Origin of the sequence: Sinomonas sp., from assembly GCF_036848755.1 — a bacterium.
In the GTDB taxonomy this organism is placed as follows: domain Bacteria; phylum Actinomycetota; class Actinomycetes; order Actinomycetales; family Micrococcaceae; genus Sinomonas.
Genome location: NZ_DAIUJO010000024.1, coordinates 24,605 through 41,293 on the forward strand (window position 1 = coordinate 24,605; position 16,689 = coordinate 41,293).

The 16,689-nt window shown below is 67.5% G+C and carries 17 protein-coding genes; 12 read left to right on the plus strand and 5 right to left on the minus strand.

From position 1 onward, the window contains the following. Window positions 1–1,107: an NAD(P)-binding domain-containing protein gene (locus tag V7053_RS05740; protein WP_334171309.1), complete on the minus strand. Its 1,107-nt coding sequence runs from the start codon at window positions 1,105–1,107 to the stop codon at window positions 1–3. A gap of 310 nt (window positions 1,108–1,417) precedes the next feature. Between V7053_RS05740 and glyA the strand changes: the two genes are divergently transcribed. The 10 genes from glyA (at window position 1,418) to V7053_RS05790 (ending at window position 10,897) form a co-directional block, all read left to right on the plus strand. Further along, window positions 1,418–2,710: a serine hydroxymethyltransferase gene (gene glyA / locus V7053_RS05745; protein ID WP_334171310.1), complete on the plus strand. Its 1,293-nt coding sequence runs from the start codon at window positions 1,418–1,420 to the stop codon at window positions 2,708–2,710. Between the two features lie 8 nt (window positions 2,711–2,718). Continuing rightward, complete coding sequence (locus tag V7053_RS05750; RefSeq protein ID WP_334171323.1) at window positions 2,719–3,624, plus strand: bifunctional methylenetetrahydrofolate dehydrogenase/methenyltetrahydrofolate cyclohydrolase; 906 nt, start codon at window positions 2,719–2,721, stop codon at window positions 3,622–3,624. Window positions 3,625–3,931: 307 nt separating this feature from the next. Next, the gene (locus tag V7053_RS05755) at window positions 3,932–4,879 is read left to right on the plus strand and encodes an ABC transporter ATP-binding protein (RefSeq protein ID WP_334171324.1); all 948 of its coding nucleotides are present in this window, start codon (window positions 3,932–3,934) and stop codon (window positions 4,877–4,879) included. Further along, the gene (locus V7053_RS05760; protein ID WP_334171311.1) at window positions 4,872–5,708 is read left to right on the plus strand and encodes an ABC transporter permease; all 837 of its coding nucleotides are present in this window, start codon (window positions 4,872–4,874) and stop codon (window positions 5,706–5,708) included. Before V7053_RS05755 ends, V7053_RS05760 begins: the two co-directional genes overlap by 8 nt. Beyond that, window positions 5,705–6,535: an ABC transporter permease gene (locus tag V7053_RS05765; protein ID WP_334171312.1), complete on the plus strand. Its 831-nt coding sequence runs from the start codon at window positions 5,705–5,707 to the stop codon at window positions 6,533–6,535. Before V7053_RS05760 ends, V7053_RS05765 begins: the two co-directional genes overlap by 4 nt. Window positions 6,536–6,581: 46 nt before the next feature. Beyond that, complete coding sequence (locus tag V7053_RS05770) at window positions 6,582–7,094, plus strand: hypothetical protein (RefSeq protein ID WP_334171313.1); 513 nt, start codon at window positions 6,582–6,584, stop codon at window positions 7,092–7,094. A gap of 9 nt (window positions 7,095–7,103) precedes the next feature. Next, window positions 7,104–7,946 (plus strand): exodeoxyribonuclease III, encoded by an 843-nt coding sequence (locus V7053_RS05775; RefSeq protein ID WP_334171314.1) that lies wholly within the window; start codon window positions 7,104–7,106, stop codon window positions 7,944–7,946. A 21-nt stretch (window positions 7,947–7,967) separates the two neighbouring features. Continuing rightward, window positions 7,968–9,026, plus strand: coding sequence for a tryptophan--tRNA ligase (trpS, locus tag V7053_RS05780; RefSeq protein ID WP_334171315.1), 1,059 nt, complete (start codon window positions 7,968–7,970; stop codon window positions 9,024–9,026). 4 nt (window positions 9,027–9,030) lie between these two features. Beyond that, on the plus strand, window positions 9,031–9,606 hold the full coding sequence (locus V7053_RS05785) for a 2'-5' RNA ligase family protein (RefSeq protein WP_334171316.1): 576 nt from the start codon (window positions 9,031–9,033) through the stop codon (window positions 9,604–9,606). Further along, window positions 9,524–10,897, plus strand: coding sequence for a YihY/virulence factor BrkB family protein (locus V7053_RS05790; protein ID WP_334171317.1), 1,374 nt, complete (start codon window positions 9,524–9,526; stop codon window positions 10,895–10,897). Before V7053_RS05785 ends, V7053_RS05790 begins: the two co-directional genes overlap by 83 nt. A gap of 96 nt (window positions 10,898–10,993) precedes the next feature. Here the strand turns inward: V7053_RS05790 and V7053_RS05795 are convergent, their stop codons facing one another. From V7053_RS05795 to sdhC, 4 genes are all read right to left on the minus strand, one after another. Further along, the gene (locus V7053_RS05795) at window positions 10,994–11,776 is read right to left on the minus strand and encodes a succinate dehydrogenase iron-sulfur subunit (RefSeq protein WP_334171318.1); all 783 of its coding nucleotides are present in this window, start codon (window positions 11,774–11,776) and stop codon (window positions 10,994–10,996) included. Beyond that, the gene (gene sdhA / locus V7053_RS05800; RefSeq protein WP_334171319.1) at window positions 11,776–13,563 is read right to left on the minus strand and encodes a succinate dehydrogenase flavoprotein subunit; all 1,788 of its coding nucleotides are present in this window, start codon (window positions 13,561–13,563) and stop codon (window positions 11,776–11,778) included. Before sdhA ends, V7053_RS05795 begins: the two co-directional genes overlap by 1 nt. A 72-nt stretch (window positions 13,564–13,635) precedes the next feature. After that, window positions 13,636–14,052, minus strand: coding sequence for a succinate dehydrogenase hydrophobic membrane anchor subunit (locus tag V7053_RS05805; protein ID WP_334171325.1), 417 nt, complete (start codon window positions 14,050–14,052; stop codon window positions 13,636–13,638). A gap of 74 nt (window positions 14,053–14,126) precedes the next feature. Continuing rightward, on the minus strand, window positions 14,127–14,504 hold the full coding sequence (gene sdhC / locus V7053_RS05810; RefSeq protein ID WP_138443252.1) for a succinate dehydrogenase, cytochrome b556 subunit: 378 nt from the start codon (window positions 14,502–14,504) through the stop codon (window positions 14,127–14,129). Between the two features lie 259 nt (window positions 14,505–14,763). Between sdhC and V7053_RS05815 the strand changes: the two genes are divergently transcribed. Further along, window positions 14,764–15,918: a mannose-1-phosphate guanylyltransferase gene (locus V7053_RS05815; protein ID WP_334171320.1), complete on the plus strand. Its 1,155-nt coding sequence runs from the start codon at window positions 14,764–14,766 to the stop codon at window positions 15,916–15,918. 24 nt (window positions 15,919–15,942) lie between these two features. After that, window positions 15,943–16,689, plus strand: a 747-nt coding sequence (locus V7053_RS05820) for an amidohydrolase (protein ID WP_334171321.1), incomplete at its 3' end; no start/stop codon positions are given.

Consider the following 16,689-nt stretch of genomic DNA (forward strand, 5'->3'; position numbering starts at 1 on the left):
TTAAGCGCTGCGGGCCGCTTCAACGCTGTCGGTTCGGCTGAGCGCCTCGAGCCGGCGCACGGCGGCGACCGCGGCGGCCCGCCCGGCCCGTGTCGCACCGATGGTGGACGCTGACGCGCCGTATCCCACGAGGAAGAGGCGCGGCTCGCGCACGACGCTCACTCCGTCCTCGGCCATGAGCACGCCGCCTCCGCGCTCGCGGAGCCCGAGGGGCGAGAGGTGCCCCAAGGAGGCACGGAAGCCGGTGGCCCAGAGGATCGCGTCGAGATCCAGTTCCGTGCCGTCGGCGAGCACGGCGCCGTCGCGCGTGAGCCGCGCGAGCGGCCCCCGCGAGACCAGCACGCCGCGGTCCATGCCCGCACGATACTGCTCGGTGAGCGGGAGGCCCGTCGCGGCCACGACGCTGAGCGGCGGCAGTCCGGCGCGGGTGCGTTCGTTGACCCGGCGTTCGACGTCGATGCCCCAGTCCGAGTCGAAGGGCGCCTCACGGAATTCGGGGGAGCGGCGAGTCGACCAGAACGTCGTGGCCCCCGCCGCGTTGAGCTGGAGGAGGAACTGAAGGGCCGAGGTCCCTCCGCCGACGACCAGTACGCGTTGGCCGCGGAACTCGTCCGCCGAAACGAAGTCGTGGGTGTGGAGCTGGCCTCCTCGGAAGAGGTCCTGCCCCGGATAGCGCGGCCAGTGGGGGCGGTCCCACGTGCCGGTGGCGCTGATGACCGTCCTCGCCTGCCACGACCGTCCGTCGGCGGCGCGCACGAGGAGCGCGTCGTCGTCGTCCGTTGCCCGCGTGACGGAGGTGACCTGCACGGGTCGCTCGACCGGGAGTCCCATGGTGCGTTCATATTCGCCGTAGTAGCGGCTCACGACGGCGGAGCTCGGCTCGGCCGGGTTGGGCGCCTCGAGCGGCAGGCCAGGGAGAGGGTGGAGCCCATGCGCGGCGTCGAACGTGAGAGACGGCCAGCGGTGGCGCCACGCACCCCCGGGCCCCTCGTTGGCGTCCAGAAGCACGAAGTCCTCCCACGGCCGGAGCCCCCGGCGCTGCAGCCAGTAGGCGGCGCTCAAGCCAGCCTGTCCGGCCCCGATCACTACGGCCTGCAACCCTTTCATCCCACTCCTTCTGTTGACGCGTCAATCACCTAGGTAACCAGAACCGAAGCCCCTCTGTTCCCGGGCGAACAGCACGGTAGACTGGCGTGGTCGCAACTGGCGTTGGGTGGATCACCACCGGGGAGCGACACGCGCCGCCGTCGAAGGGCTTCAGAACTCCGGGGACGGCGCACAGGGGACACCGTGGGTCGTACGCCTGGGCCAGGGGTCGAGCACTCCGTGCCGTCACGCCTCGCCATGCAGTTCCGGCGCGGGCGAAACGGCCGGTAGCCTGACCTGTAGCACGCCGAGCCCAAATTCAGGAGATCCCGTGACCACCGCGAATCCCACCGTGTCCTCCGTCAGCAACCTTCCCCTCGCCGACGTCGATCCTGAGATCGCCGCCGTCCTCGACCAGGAGCTCGGGCGCCAGCGTGGCACGCTCGAGATGATCGCGTCCGAGAACTTCGCTCCCCGCGCCGTCATGGAGGCGCAGGGGTCGGTGTTGACGAACAAGTACGCCGAGGGCTACCCGGGGCGCCGCTACTACGGCGGCTGCGAGTACGTCGACGTCGCCGAGAACCTCGCGATCGACCGCGTCAAGGCCCTTTTCGACGCCGAGTTCGCCAACGTCCAACCGCACTCGGGCGCCCAGGCCAACGCCGCGGCGCTCTCGGCGCTCATCAACCCGGGCGACAAGATCCTGGGCCTCTCGTTGGCCCACGGCGGTCACCTCACCCACGGGATGAAGCTGAACTTCTCCGGCAAGCTCTACCAGGTCGCCGCGTACCAGGTGGAAGAGGACACGTTCCGGATCGACATGGACAAGCTGCGCGAGCAGGCCCTCGCCGAGCGACCGCAGGTCATCATCGCCGGGTGGTCTGCCTACCCGCGGCACCTCGACTTCGCCGCGTTCCGCTCGATTGCCGACGAGGTCGGCGCCTACCTGTGGACCGACATGGCGCACTTCGCGGGCCTCGTCGCCGCGGGCCTGCACCCGAGCCCGGTGCCGCACTCGCACGTCGTCACCTCGACGGTTCACAAGACCCTCGCCGGCCCGCGCTCCGGCGTGATCCTCGCGAAGCAGGAATTCGGCAAGAAGCTCAACTCGAACGTCTTCCCCGGGCAGCAGGGCGGCCCGCTCATGCATGTCATCGCCGCCAAGGCCGTCGCCTTCAAGATCGCCGGTTCCGAGGAGTTCAAGGAGCGCCAGGAGCGCGTGCTCGAGGGTGCCCGCATCATCGCTGAGCGCCTGAACCAGCAGGATGTCGCCGAAGCAGGCGTCTCCGTGCTCACGGGCGGCACCGACGTGCACCTCGTGCTCGTCGACCTCCGCAACTCCCAGCTCGACGGCCAGCAGGCCGAGGATCTGCTCCATGCCGTCGGCATCACGGTCAACCGCAACGCCGTCCCGTTTGACCCCCGGCCGCCGATGGTCACCTCGGGCCTCCGGATCGGGACCCCTGCGCTCGCCACCCGCGGATTCGGGGCCAACGAGTTCACGGAGGTCGCGGACATCATCGCCGCGGCCCTCAAGGGCGGCGCCGACCTCGAGTCGCTGCGGGCACGCGTGGACAAGCTCGCGGCGGACTTCCCGCTGTACCCGGGGCACGAGGAGTGGTGAGCGCGTCGATGGCCTCCGCAGTCTCGAGTGGCGCCGTCGTCCTCGATGGGAAGGCCGCTTCGGCGGCCATCAAGGCTGAACTCGCCGAGCGGGTCGCGGCCCTCAAGGCCAAGGGGATCACTCCTGGCATCGCGACCGTCCTCGTGGGCGCCGACCCGGCCTCGCAGCTCTACGTGGGCATGAAGCACAAGCAGTCGCTTGCGATCGGGATGAACTCGATCCAGAAGACGCTGCCCGCGGATGCCACCCAGGAGCAGGTCGAGGCGCTGATCGACGAGCTCAACGCCGACCCGACGTGTCACGGGTACATCGTGCAGCTGCCGCTGCCGAAGCATCTCGACACCGACGCGATCCTCGAGCGGATCGACCCGGCGAAGGACGCCGACGGGCTCCACCCGACCAACCTCGGGCGGCTCGTGCTCAACGTCAACCACCCGATCGAAACCCCGCTGCCGTGCACGCCGCGGGGCGTGATCGAGCTGCTCCTCCGGAACGACTACGACCTCAAGGGCAAGCACGTCGTCGTCGTGGGACGGGGCGTGACGATCGGCCGATCCATTCCGCTCCTGCTGACGAGGCGCGCGATCAACGCGACCGTGACGCTGACGCACACCGGCACCCAGGACCTCTCCGAGCACCTGCGCCGGGCCGACGTCATCGTCGCTGCGGCGGGCGTGAAGCACATCGTCAAGCCGGAAGACGTCAAGCCGGGAGCCGCGGTGCTCGACGTCGGCGTGACCCGTGAGGCGGACTCAGAGGGTGGCAAGCCGAAGGTGTTCGGCGACGTCGACCCGGGCGTTGCAGCCGTGGCCGGCTACCTCTCGCCGAACCCAGGTGGAGTGGGCCCCATGACCGTAGCGCTGCTCATGACGAACGTCGTCGAGGCCGCCGAGCGTCAGGCGGCCAACGCCTGACAGCGCGGGCCCGAGGGCCGGGAGCCCGACGGCACCCGGGCCCGAGCCTCCCGCCTGACGGCCCCATCCGCACACAACTCTCGTTGCGCCGTCACCTCCGCAGGGTCAGGACCCTGCGGAGGTGACGGCGCAACATCTTTGGGTGGGCATGCCGGCGTTGCGGGCCCGTCGCTCCGGGCCACGGGGAGGCGGCGATCTTTCTGAAAGATGCGTTGCAGAAAATGGCCAGAATCCCTTCCGGTCACCTTGCATGTCGAGTAGTGTGCGGTGAGTGTCGCATGAAGCACGAGGCGTTGTCGGGGGGACAGTGGTGGCCGGTGTTCGTGCCGCGGGATCGCCCGTCATCAGCGCTCGTGATCTCGTGAAGACCTACGGGGACGTCAACGCGGTCGACGGGATCACCTTCGACGTTCCCGCAGGAGAATCGTTCGGCCTCCTCGGCCCGAACGGCGCAGGGAAGTCGACGACGATGCGCATGATCGGGGGCGTGACCCAGCGCACGAGTGGGCAGCTGGACATCATGGGCCTGGACCCCGAGAAGCAGGGCCCCGAGGTCCGCGCGCACCTCGGCGTCGTTCCGCAGCAGGACAATCTCGACGAAGAGCTTCGTGTCCGGGACAACCTCATCATCTACGGACGCTACTTCGGCCTCTCGCGCAGCTACCTCAGTCAGCGCGCGGACGAGCTGCTCGAATTCGCGCAGCTTGAGGACAAGGCGAGGGCCCGCGTCGACTCGCTCTCCGGCGGGATGAAGCGCCGCCTCACCATCGCGCGTTCGCTCATCAACGACCCGAAGATCCTCCTCCTCGATGAGCCGACCACTGGGCTCGACCCCCAGGCGCGGCACGTCCTGTGGGATCGTCTCTTCCGGCTCAAGGAGCAGGGCGTCACCCTCGTCCTGACGACCCACTACATGGACGAGGCGGAGCAGCTGTGCGATCGCCTCGTCGTCGTGGACAAGGGCAAGATCATGGCCGAGGGCTCGCCCGCGGAGCTCATCCGGAAGCATTCGAGCCGCGAGGTGCTCGAGGTGCGTTTCGGGGCTGACCGGAACCTCGCCGTCGCGGATCGGCTGGGCGGAACGGGGGATCGGATCGAGGTCCTCCCGGACCGGGTCCTCGTGTACAGCGAAAACGGCGAGGAGTCGCTCGAGGTCATCCGGGGGAGGGGTCTCCATCCGATCACTTCCCTCGTACGGCGCGCCTCGCTCGAGGATGTCTTCCTGCGGCTGACCGGGCGGTCGCTCGTTGAGTGACGAGCAGCTTCTCCGGGCGCAGGCTCCCGAGGTCTCCGCGGCCAAGGCCCGTCGCTGGGGTTCGTTCTACTTCATGGAGCACATGCTGCGCAGTATGCGGGCCTACGTTGTGACCATCGTCGTCACAAGCGTCGGCAACCCGCTCCTCTACCTGTTCTCGATGGGAGTCGGCCTCGCTTCAATCGTCGATCGGAGCCCCACGGCACACTTCGCCGGCGTCGGCTACCTCGCGTTCGCCGCTCCCGCCCTCCTCGTCTCAAGCTCCGTCATGACGTGTGCGAACGAGATGATGTTCCCTGTCATGGACGGCTTCAAATGGCGCCGCGTCTACTACGGCCCACACGTGACTCCGCTCGTTCCCGGGCAGCTCGCGGCGGGGCACATGATGGCGGTCGGCGTGCGGCTGCTCGTGCAGTGCAGCGTGTTCTTCCTCATCATGCTCGGGTTCGGTGCGGCGATGAGCCCGAGCTCGTGGCTCATTATCCCCGTGGGCGTCCTCGCGGGAATGGCGTTCGGCACACCGCTCATGGCCTATGCCGCCAGGATCGACAAGGAGAACTTCCAGTTCTCGATGATCCAGCGCTTCATCGTCATGCCGCTCTTCCTGTTCTCTGGGACTTTCTATCCGCTGGAGACCATGCCTCAGGCGATGCAGTGGATCGGGTGGATCTCCCCGCTGTGGCACGGCAACCAGTTGGGCCGCCTCGCGACCATCGGACTCACGGAGCCGCTGTGGCTCGTGGCCGTCCACGTCGTCTACCTCGCGGGCCTCGGGGTCGGCGGCATGATCTGGGCTCGCCGCAACTACGCGAGACGGATGAACGCATGAGCATCGTGCACGACGACGACTACGTCCTGGCGGCCGACCGTCGCCCCTTGAGCGCCCTCTATTCGCGGAATGCCCGAGCGGTGATCGAGCGCGGGTTCCGAGTCATCAAGAGCCAGAACTGGATCGTGCTCGTTTCGGGCTTCTTCGAGCCGGTGTTCTACCTGCTCTCCATGGGGATCGGGCTGGGGCGGCTCGTCGGTTCGGTGGAGGGGCCCAGCGGGGCCCCCATCAGCTATGCGGCCTACATCGCTCCTGCACTCCTCGCGGTCTCGGCGATGAACGGGGCGATCTACGACTCGACCTGGAACATCTTCTTCAAGATGCATTTCGGGAAGCTCTACCAGAGCATGCTCTACACCTCGCTCGGGCCGTTCGACATCGCGGTCGGCGAGATCTTCATGGCGCTCTTCCGCGGGTTCCTCTATGCGCTCGGCTTCACCGGCGTCATGGCCGTGATGGGGCTCATCACGACGCCGTGGGCGCTTCTGCTCGTCCCGACTTCCGTCATGGTGGCCTTCGGCTTTGCAAGCTTCGGCATGGCCATCACGAGCTACATGAAGACGTTCCAGCAGATGGACATCATCACGTTCGTCATGCTCCCGATGTTCCTGTTCTCGGCGACCTTCTATCCTCTCTCGGTCTACCCGGAACCGGTCCAGTGGGTCGTCCAGGCCCTCCCGCTCTGGCACGGCGTCGAACTCATGCGTGAGATCAGCACGGGCACGTTCGGGGTTCTGACGCTGGTCCATTTGCTCTACTACGTCGTCATGATCCTCGTGGGCCTCGCGTTCACGACGCGACGCCTGCGCGCGCTCTTCCTGCGCTGAGCGCAGCGGATCGAGGCGATCCCACGGGTCTGGGAGAATAGGCGGCATGCAGTCTCTCGGCTCCCAACACCCTGCCTCCACGCGCTCGGGCATGCGCATCAGCACGCTCGGCCTGTCGGTTCTTGTCCTCGCGTTCCTCGTTGCGGTGATCTTCGCCGCGAACCGGAACGAGGTGATCGGCTGGATCGTCGCCGTCATCTCGCTCGCGTGGCTGGTGTTCGCCGTCTTCGTCTTCGTTTCCGTCCGCAATGCGGGCCGCCGCGCCCAGGCGAAGTTCGAGGAGGCTGCGCTCCGCCTCGGCGGCCGCGCGCCCTCGATGGCCGGTCAGCAGGTCGCCGGCGAGGCACGCACGGTCGACGACGCCCGCGACCTCAAGCTCGACCACTCGTTCAAGATCATCCAGGTCCAGGAGCGCGTGGTGCGCGAGAACCTCGGCAAGGATCCGGAGCAGGTGGCCCGCGCTCTCGAGACCATCCAGATCACGGCGGCGAACGCCCGCGACATGCTGCGTCCGGACGGCGGTGAGCCCGTCACGGGGACCGTCGTCGACGAAGGGTAGAGTGGCAAGGTGACCCTCGAAGCTGCCATCACACCTGCATATGCGCCGAAGGACGGGGCGCTGCGCATTGCGACGGTTAATGTCAACGGCCTGCGCGCGGCCTGGCGCAAGGGAATGCCCGAGTGGCTCGAGCCGCGCGACGTCGACATCCTCTGCCTCCAGGAAGTGCGCGCACCTGACGACGTCGTCAATGCGTACTTGGAGGGGTGGTATGTCCTTCATGCAGAGGCTGACGCGAAGGGCCGCGCCGGTGTCGCCGTCGCGTCACGTGCCCAGCCGACCGCGACGCGAGTCGGCATCGGCGACGACTACTTCGCGACGGCGGGTCGCTGGGTCGAGGCGGATTTCGCGGTCGACGGCGGAAAGCAGCTCACCGTGGTGAGCGCCTACGTGCATTCGGGTGAGGTCGACACGCCCAAGCAGGTCGACAAGTACCGCTTCCTCGACCTCATGCTCAAGCGGCTCCCGGAGCTGGCCGAGCTGAGCGACTACGCGCTCGTCGTCGGCGATCTCAACGTCGGGCACACCCCTCTGGACATCCGCAACTGGAAGGCGAACCAGAAGCGAGCGGGCTTCCTGCCCGAGGAGCGCGCGTACTTCGACCGCTTCTTCGGGGACGAGATCGGCTGGAAGGACGTGCATCGCCAGCTGTCGGGGGAGATCGACGGCCCGTACACGTGGTGGTCACAGCGGGGACGCGCCTTCGACAACGACGCCGGGTGGCGGATCGACTACCACATGGCAACGCCCGGCCTCGCAGCCTCGGCCCGGAACGCCGTCGTCGACCGCGCGAGCGCGTGGGACACGCGCTTCTCGGACCATGCTCCCCTCGTCATCGACTACAAGCTCTAGACCCCGGAAGACCCACTGACCATGACGATTGACTCCACGCCAGCCATGACCCCTCCGGGGCGCCAGCGTCTCGTCTCGGGCATGCAGCCCTCCGGCGACTCGCTTCACCTCGGCAACTATCTCGGGGCCCTCGTCAATATGGTGAAGCAGCAGGATGAGTACGACTGCTTCTACTTCATCCCGGATCTGCACGCGATCACCGTTCCGCAGGAACCCGAGGAACTGCGGGAGCGCACGCGACTGACGGCGGCCCAGTTCATCGCGGCCGGGATCGACCCTGACAGGTCGACGCTCTACGTCCAGTCCCACGTCCCGGAGCACGCGCAGCTCGCCTGGGTGCTCAACTGCATTACGGGCTTCGGCGAGGCCTCGCGCATGACGCAGTTCAAGGACAAGGCGGCCCGCCAGGGTCACGACGCCGCGAGCGCCGGCCTCTTCACGTACCCGATGCTGATGGCGGCCGACATCCTGCTCTACAAGCCCTATGGCGTTCCGGTGGGGGAGGACCAGCGGCAGCATCTTGAGCTGGCGCGCACCCTCGCGCACCGCTTCAACACCCGTTTTGGCGAGACGTTCGTGGTCCCAGAGGCGCTCATTCCGCCGGTCGCAGCGAAGATCTACGACCTGCAGAACCCGACTGCCAAGATGTCGAAGTCGGCGGACTCGCCCAACGGCCTCATCAACATCCTCGATGACCCGAAGGTCACGGCGAAACGCATCAAGTCGGCCGTCACGGACACGGAGACGGTGGTCCGGTTCGATCGGGAGACGAAGCCCGGGATCTCCAACCTGCTCACTATCGGCTCGACCATCACGGGGCAGAGCATCGACGAACTCGTGGCCTCCTATGAGGGCAAGATGTACGGTCACCTCAAGGCCGACGTCGCGCAGATCGTCGTCGACGCGGTCGCGCCCATCAAGGCGCGGACCGAGGAACTCCTGCAGGACCCGGCCGAGCTCGATCGCCTGCTCGCGGTCGGGGCGGGAAAGGCCCGCGAGATCGCCTCCGAAACGCTGGACGACGTATACCGGAAGGTGGGCTTCCTTCCCGCCATGGCGCCGGCTGCTGCATCCGTCTGAGGCGATGACGGGCCGACTCGAAGGGCAGACTCAGGCGCCGGACGGGGAAACTCCCCTCGTCGGCGTCATCCTCGGCTTCCCGGACGACATCGCTGCCGAGCTCCGCAAATGGCGGGCGTCCTTCGGGGACCCGGTGGCCGACGTCATCCCCGCGCACATCACGCTCGTGACGACGACGGAGGCCGAGGACTGGGACGCTGCGGTGAGCCACGTGCGCAAGGTCGCGGCCCGGCAGTCCCCCTTCCGGGTGACACTCTGCGGCACGGGTTCGTTCCGGCCGGTTTCCGAGGTGGTGTATCTCGAGGTGACGGAGGGGTTCGAGGAGTGCGTCCGGCTCCATGCGGAGCTGCAGCGCGGACCTCTCGAGCGCGAACTCCCTTTCCCCTACCACCCACACGTAACCGTGGCCCATGACGTCGACGCCGAGCGGCTCGATGAGGCGGAGGCGGCGCTGAAGAACTACAGCACTTCCTTCACAGTGGCTAGCATGGGGCTGTATGAGCACGACGCCGACGGCTTCTGGCAACTACGGGAAGAGCTCGACTTCGGGGGAGAGGCGCCCGCGCCCGGCGGGGCCTAACCAACCGAAGGCGGCCCCCACTCCGCCTACCGACCTGGAGAAACTGCGCCTCAACGCGCTCCACGCCCGTCAGGCATGGGGCCGCGCCAAGCTGGATGGCAGCGGGACGTTCAAGCGACTGCTCTCGCTGATCCAGTGGATCGTTGCGAAGGTGAGCACGTTCCGCCCGGTCCGCACGATGCAGCTCTACGGGCTTCGGCACGGGCCGCTCATGAGCGCCGGAATCGGTTTCAACATGTTCTTCTCGATCCTCGGCTTGCTGGCCACCGGCTTCTCGATCGCCGGTCTCGTGCTGGCGGGCCAGCCGGAGCTCGTCAACAAGACGGTCCAGCTCGTCGCACAATCGGCTCCGGGACTGCTCAAGGTCAACGGCCACGACGGCGTCGCCGACCCCAACGCGCTCCTGAACCCCTCGGGTCTCGGCCTCACGGCCATCATCGGAGCGATCGTGACGATCTTCACGTCTTTGGGGTGGATCAGCAGCGTTCGCGACGGCCTCCGGGGTGTTCTCGCGGAACCCCCGCTCCAGATCAACGCGGTCCTGCAGCGGCTGCACGATGCGGGAACACTCCTGATCCTCGGCGTCGCGCTCGTTGTCACGTCCGGCGTGAGCATCCTGTTCACCGGAGCGGTCGGGTTCATCGCGGACCTGTTGCATCTCGACAGGGCGATCGTGGCCCCCGTCAGCTGGATCATCGGCATCCTCGTGCCGCTGCTCCTCAACTGGGCGACCGCCGTGATCATGTTCCGTCTCGCCGCCGGCCTCCGGCTCGCGCGGCGCGCGTGGCTCGAGGCGACGATCATTGCCGGTGTGGGCACCACCATCCTGCAGCTCTTCAGCAGTCAGCTCCTCGCGCGGGCAGGCGCAAATCCATTGCTGGCGTCCTTCGCGATCATCATCGGGCTGCTCATCTGGTTCAACCTCGTGAGCCAGGTCTATCTGGTGTCCGGCTCGTGGGCCGCGATCCGCGAGGCGGACGCGGGCGCCGCGGCGGCCCGCCGGCCGGGCAGGCTGGGCTCGTCCCGCCCATCGTTCCACCCGGGGCGCCAGCTCTCCCGAGCGGAGGCCGAGCTCCAGGCGCGGCCGCGGCGTCAGCCCGTCAACGTCGGCTCGGGGGGACCGCTGACAGACGACGGCGCCCGCTCGCCGGGGCTTCCCGCCGTCCCCACAAGCGTCATGCCACCGGATCCGGTACCTGCCACCGATCCGGCATCGCTTGCCCCCGATCAGCCGCAGCCGCACGGCGTCGGCAGCTGGTTGCGGGGCCTGCGCGGACGCAGGCGCAGCTGAGGGCAGATCCCGAGCACAAATGAGGGAGGGGCGCCGCTGTGCTGCTGCGGGGCCCCTCCCTCGTTCCCGCCTCCTGGGTCGGCCAGAGGCGACGGCTCAGAACTGGCGCGCGAGGACCGCCTGCTTGACCTCAGAGATGGCCTTCGTGACCTGGATGCCTCGGGGGCAGGCCTCCGAGCAGTTGAAGATCGTGCGGCAGCGCCACACGCCTTCCTTGTCGTTGAGGATCTCGAGGCGCATGTCGGCGGCGTCGTCACGCGAATCGAAGATGAAGCGGTGCGCATTGACGATCGCGGCAGGGCCGAAGTACTGGCCATCGGTCCAGAAGACCGGGCACGACGACGTGCACGCCGCACACAGGATGCACTTCGTGGTGTCGTCGAAACGCTCGCGCTCCTCGGGGGACTGGAGGCGCTCCTTCGTAGGCGTGTGGCCCTTCGCCACCAGGAACGGCATGATCTCCCGGTAGGACTGGAAGAACGGCTCCATATCCACGATCAGGTCCTTCTCGACCGGAAGACCCTTGATGGGCTCGACCGTGATCGGCTTGGACGTGTCGAGGTCCTTCAGGAGCGTCTTGCACGCGAGTCGGTTCCGGCCGTTGATGCGCATGGCGTCGGAGCCGCACACGCCGTGGGCGCACGAGCGACGGAACGAGAGCGAGCCGTCGAGCTCCCACTTGACCTTGTGGAGGGCATCCAGCACCCGGTCAGTGCCGTACATGGTGAGCTTGAACTCGTCCCAGTGCGACTCGTCCGAGACCTCAGGGTTGTAACGGCGGACGCGGAGGGTCACGTCGAACGTGGGGATCTCGCCCCCGCCGCCGACGCTCGCGGGAAGCTCGACCTTCGAAGCAGGCTCTGCGGTTGAGGCGGTCATCAGTACTTACGCTCCATCGGCTCGTAGCGGGTGAAGGCGACCGGCTTCGTGCCGAAGCGGATGCCCTTGATGCCCTCGGTCTCACCCGTCGGGTCCTTGTAGAGCATCGTGTGCTTCATCCAGTTGGCGTCGTCGCGGTCGGGGAAGTCCTCGCGGTAGTGGCCGCCGCGGGACTCCTTGCGGTGGAGGGCAGCGACGGTCATGGCCTCTGCGAGGTCGAGGAGGAAGCCGAGTTCCACTGCCTCGAGGAGATCCAGGTTGAATCGCTTGCCCTTGTCCTGGATGCTGATGTTCTCGTAGCGCTCGCGCAGCTTCGCGATGTCGCCGAGAGCGGTCGCGATCGAGTCGGCCGTGCGGAACACCTGCATGTTGGCGTCCATGGTCTCCTGGAGGTCCGCGCGGATCGCGGCCACCCTCTCAGTCCCCGTTGCGGTGCGGACGACGTCCAGCATCGCGATCGTTTCCGCAGCCGGGTTCTCCGGGAGCTCGACGAAATCGGCCGTCTTGGCGTACTCGGCGGCGTTGATCCCCGAGCGCTTGCCGAACACGTTGATGTCGAGGAGCGAGTTGGTGCCGAGGCGGTTGGAGCCGTGCACCGACACGCACGCGACCTCGCCGGCTGCGTACAGGCCGGGGATGACCGTGTCGTTGTCCTGGAGGACCTCGCCCTTGATGTTGGTAGGGACGCCGCCCATGGCGTAGTGCGCCGTCGGATAGACCGGCACGGGCTCCGTGTAGGGCTCAACACCCAGGTACGTGCGCGCGAACTCGGTGATGTCGGGCAGCTTGGCGTCGATGTGCGCCGGCTCGAGGTGCGTCAGGTCGAGCAGGACGTAGTCCTTGTTCGGGCCGGCACCGCGTCCCTCGCGGACCTCGTTGGCCATCGAGCGGGCCACGATATCGCGCGGAGCAAGATCCTTGATCGTCGGTGCGTAGCGCTCCATGAAGCGCTCGCCCTCCGAGTTGCGGAGGATCGCGCCCTCGCCGCGGGCTGCCTCCGAGAGGAGGATGCCGAGTCCTGCGAGACCGGTCGGGTGGAACTGGAAGAACTCCATGTCCTCGAGCGGGATGCCGCGGCGGAACGCGATGCCCATGCCGTCTCCGGTGAGCGTGTGTGCGTTGGACGTCGTCTTGAAGACCTTGCCCGCACCGCCCGTCGCGAAGATGATCGCCTTCGCCTGGAACACGTGGATCTCGCCTGACGCGAGGTCGTAGCTCACGACGCCGGCGACACGCTTCTGCTTGTACGGCGTGCCGTCCTCGCGCACCGCGTCCTCTTCGACGACGAGGAGGTCGAGGACGTAGTACTCGTTGTAGAACTCGACGTTGTGCTTGACGCAGTTCTGGTACAGCGTCTGGAGGATCATGTGGCCCGTGCGGTCGGCCGCGTAGCAGGCCCGGCGCACCGGAGCCTTGCCGTGGTCCCGTGTGTGGCCGCCGAACCGGCGCTGGTCGATGCGGCCCTCAGGGGTGCGGTTGAACGGGAGGCCCATCTTCTCGAGGTCGAGGACGGCGTCGATCGCCTCCTTCGCCATGACTTCCGCAGCGTCCTGGTCGACGAGATAGTCGCCGCCCTTGACGGTGTCGAAGGTGTGCCACTCCCAGTTGTCCTCCTCGACGTTGGCGAGGGCGGCACACATGCCGCCCTGCGCCGCGCCGGTGTGGGATCGGGTGGGGTAGAGCTTGGTCAGCACCGCGGTGCGCGCGCGCTGGCCTGATTCAATGGCCGCGCGCATGCCGGCGCCGCCGGCGCCGACGATCACCACGTCGTACTTGTGGACCTGCATACTGGATGCTTCTCTCTCTCGCGCAAGACTGCGGCGTCGCTCGCGTTCCGAGGGCGCCGCCTGGAAGGCCTGCTACGGCTTGGGGCAGAAGTCGGCGCCGGTCTGGACACCGTTGATGACCGGGCACGGGTCGAACGTGAAGATCACGAGCGTGCCGAGGATGACGATCGCCGTGGCGGCGGCGTAGAGCACCACGAGGAGCCAGAAGCGGACAGTGTCCCGGTCGGCGTAGTCGTTGATGATCGTGCGGACGCCGTTGGCGCCGTGCAGCATGGCGAGCCACAGCATGGCCAAGTCCCACCACTGCCAGAACGGGTTGGCCCACTTGCCGGCGACGAAGCCGAAGTCGATCGCGTGCACGCCGTTGCCGAGCATGAGGTTGACGAACAGGTGCCCGAAGATGAGCACGACAAGCACGATGCCCGAGAGGCGCATGAAGAGCCACGCGGCCATCTCGAAGCCGCCCTTGGTGCCGCTTCCGTGGCGCATGTACTTCGGGGAGACTCGGCCGGTCTCCGATGTGCTGCGGGGGAATCGAATATCAGGAGTGGTGCTCACGCCGGTCAGCCTCCGAACACGATCGAGAGTTGGCGGATGGCGAAGGCCACGAACACGACGGCCCACACGATGACGACCGTCCACAGCATCTGCCGCTGGTACTTGGGACCGCTCTTCCAGAAGTCGACGGCGATGATGCGCAGGCCGTTGAAGGCGTGGAACAGGATTGCGGCGACGAGCGCGGTCTCGCCGAGGCCCATGACCGGGTTCTTGTACTCGCCGATGACGGCGTTGTAGGCGTCAGGGGACACACGCACCAATGAGGTGTCCAGCACATGCACCAACAAGAAGAAGAAGATCACGACACCGGTAATCCGGTGCCCGACCCAGGACCACATGCCTTCACGGCCGCGGTACAGGGTGCCAGCTGGTTTCGTCGGCACTGATAAACCTCCCTGCGAGCACCGATGCGGGCGCTCGCCATCTCGGGCGAGGGCACCGATGCAGAAGGCGCCCGTCTCGGCTGGCGGACGCGTACTCTGTCGAGCTCCAGCCTAAATCTAGGCTTCGCTCACAGCTTATTCAATTTGCCCCGTGTGCTCAGAGCAGGAGAGTGGGGATTATCACAGGTGTGACCGGTGGGGTCGCACAAGGGTCTGCCGGCTCCCACTCCGCGTGGCAGCCTCCATTAGAGTAGGGGCGATGAGCACTGAATTTCCGGCCGCTACCGCGTCAGACCACGACGACGTGTTGGACCGTTTTGTCGCAGTCATTCCGGCAGGCGGCGTCGGCACCCGGCTGTGGCCCCTCTCGCGCGCTGCAGCACCGAAGTTCCTCCACGACCTCACCGGGTCGGGGAGCACGCTCATCCGCGCGACCTACGACAGGCTGAGGCCGCTCGCCAACGGCCGCCTCCTCGTCGTTACCGGTCAGGCACACCGCGCCGCCGTCTGCCATCAGATTCCCGAGCTCGACTCGGACGACCTGGTGCTCGAGAGCGAGCCGAAGGACTCCGGGGCCGCCATCGGCCTCGCTGCCGCCATCCTCTACCGCCGTGACCCGGCCACGATCATGGGCTCGTTCGCGGCTGATCACGTGATCAGCCCGGACACGGTATTCCGGGCCGCAGTGCTCGAGGCGATCCACACTGCCGCGGCAGGAGAGCGCGGCAAGATCGTGACCATCGGCATCGAGCCGACGCATCCCTCGACGGGATTCGGCTACATCCGCGGGGGAGAAGGGCTCGACGTCGAGGGCGCGCCGAGCGCACGCGCGGTTGCCGAATTCGTCGAGAAGCCGAGCCTCGAGGTTGCCGAGAAATACCTGGCGTCCGGCGAGTACCTCTGGAATGCGGGCATGTTCGTCGCCCCGGTTTCCCTCATGCTGGAGCACCTCAAGGCGAACCAGCCGGAGCTCTACGCGGGCGTCACCGAGATCGCGGCGGCGTGGGACACGCCAGCCCGGGAGGAGGTAACGGCCCGCGTGTGGCCGACCCTCCCGAAGATCGCGATCGACTACGCCGTCGCGGAGCCCGCGGCCGCCGCCGGCGATGTCGCCGTCGTGCCCGGAGCGTTCCGGTGGGACGACGTGGGCGACTTCGCCGCGATCGGTCGCCTCAACAGCGCCCGGGAGGTCGAGCGTGTGACCGTGCTCGGCGAGGGCGCCCGGGTATTCACTGAGGACGCGAGCGGCATCGTGGTCTCGGACACGAAGAGGGTCATCGCGCTCATCGGCATCGAGGACGTGGTCATCGTCGACACTCCGGATGCCCTCCTGGTGACCACGACGGAGCACGCGCAGAAGGTCAAGAACGCCGTGGCCGGGCTGAAGGCGAGCGGGGACCTGGACGTCCTCTGAGGACGGTGACGCTAGAGTGAGCGGGTGCGAAACTACACGACGGAGACGAAGCCCACGCCCCTCGTAGGCCACCGTCTCGAGGCCTTCCTGCCCGAGCTGATCCAATTCCGCCGGGACCTCCACTCGCACCCCGAGCTGTCCTTCCACGAGTACCGCACCACGGACAGGATCGTGGCGCGCCTCGAGGCTGCTGGGCTTGCGCCGCGTCGGCTCGAGGGCACGGGCGTCGTGGTCGACATCGGCTCGGGCCCCATCGCCACCGCGGTGCGCGGCGACATCGATGCGCTGCCGATCATCGAGGAGACGGGCCTGCCGTTCGCCTCGCGCAACCACGGCGTGACCCACGCGTGCGGCCACGACGTCCACACCACGGTGGCCCTGGGGGTCGCGCTGATCCTCGCCGAGATGGACCAGGAGATGCCGCTCGAGGGCACCGTGCGCATCCTCTTCCAGCCAGCGGAGGAGACCATGCCCGGCGGCGCGCTGGCGTGCATGGGCCAGGGGGTGCTCTCCGGCGTGCCGCGCATCATGGCGCTCCACTGCGATCCGCGCATCGAGGTCGGCAAGATCGGCACCCGCATCGGGCCGATCACCTCGGCCTCCGACACGATCCGCATCCAGCTCACCGGCCGCGGCGGCCACACGTCGCGGCCGCACCTGACCGAAGACCTCGTCTTCGCCCTGGCACAGATCGCGGTCAACGTCCCCGCGGTCCTGTCCCGGCGCGTGGACGTGCGCAGCGGCGTCTCCGTGGTCTGGGGCCAGATCTCC

Excerpts from the sequence above, each read along its gene's own strand:
- V7053_RS05740 (WP_334171309.1), bottom strand. The coding sequence starts at position 1,107 with ATGAAAGGGTTGCAGGCCGTAGTGATCGGGGCCGGACAGGCTGGCTTG.
- V7053_RS05750 (WP_334171323.1), top strand. The coding sequence starts at position 2,719 with ATGGCCTCCGCAGTCTCGAGTGGCGCCGTCGTCCTCGATGGGAAGGCC.
- V7053_RS05765 (WP_334171312.1), top strand. The coding sequence starts at position 5,705 with ATGAGCATCGTGCACGACGACGACTACGTCCTGGCGGCCGACCGTCGC.
- V7053_RS05770 (WP_334171313.1), top strand. The coding sequence starts at position 6,582 with ATGCAGTCTCTCGGCTCCCAACACCCTGCCTCCACGCGCTCGGGCATG.
- trpS (WP_334171315.1), top strand. The coding sequence starts at position 7,968 with ATGACGATTGACTCCACGCCAGCCATGACCCCTCCGGGGCGCCAGCGT.
- V7053_RS05785 (WP_334171316.1), top strand. The coding sequence starts at position 9,031 with ATGACGGGCCGACTCGAAGGGCAGACTCAGGCGCCGGACGGGGAAACT.
- V7053_RS05790 (WP_334171317.1), top strand. The coding sequence starts at position 9,524 with ATGAGCACGACGCCGACGGCTTCTGGCAACTACGGGAAGAGCTCGACT.
- V7053_RS05795 (WP_334171318.1), bottom strand. The coding sequence starts at position 11,776 with ATGACCGCCTCAACCGCAGAGCCTGCTTCGAAGGTCGAGCTTCCCGCG.
- sdhA (WP_334171319.1), bottom strand. The coding sequence starts at position 13,563 with ATGCAGGTCCACAAGTACGACGTGGTGATCGTCGGCGCCGGCGGCGCC.
- V7053_RS05805 (WP_334171325.1), bottom strand. The coding sequence starts at position 14,052 with ATGCGCCACGGAAGCGGCACCAAGGGCGGCTTCGAGATGGCCGCGTGG.
- V7053_RS05815 (WP_334171320.1), top strand. The coding sequence starts at position 14,764 with ATGAGCACTGAATTTCCGGCCGCTACCGCGTCAGACCACGACGACGTG.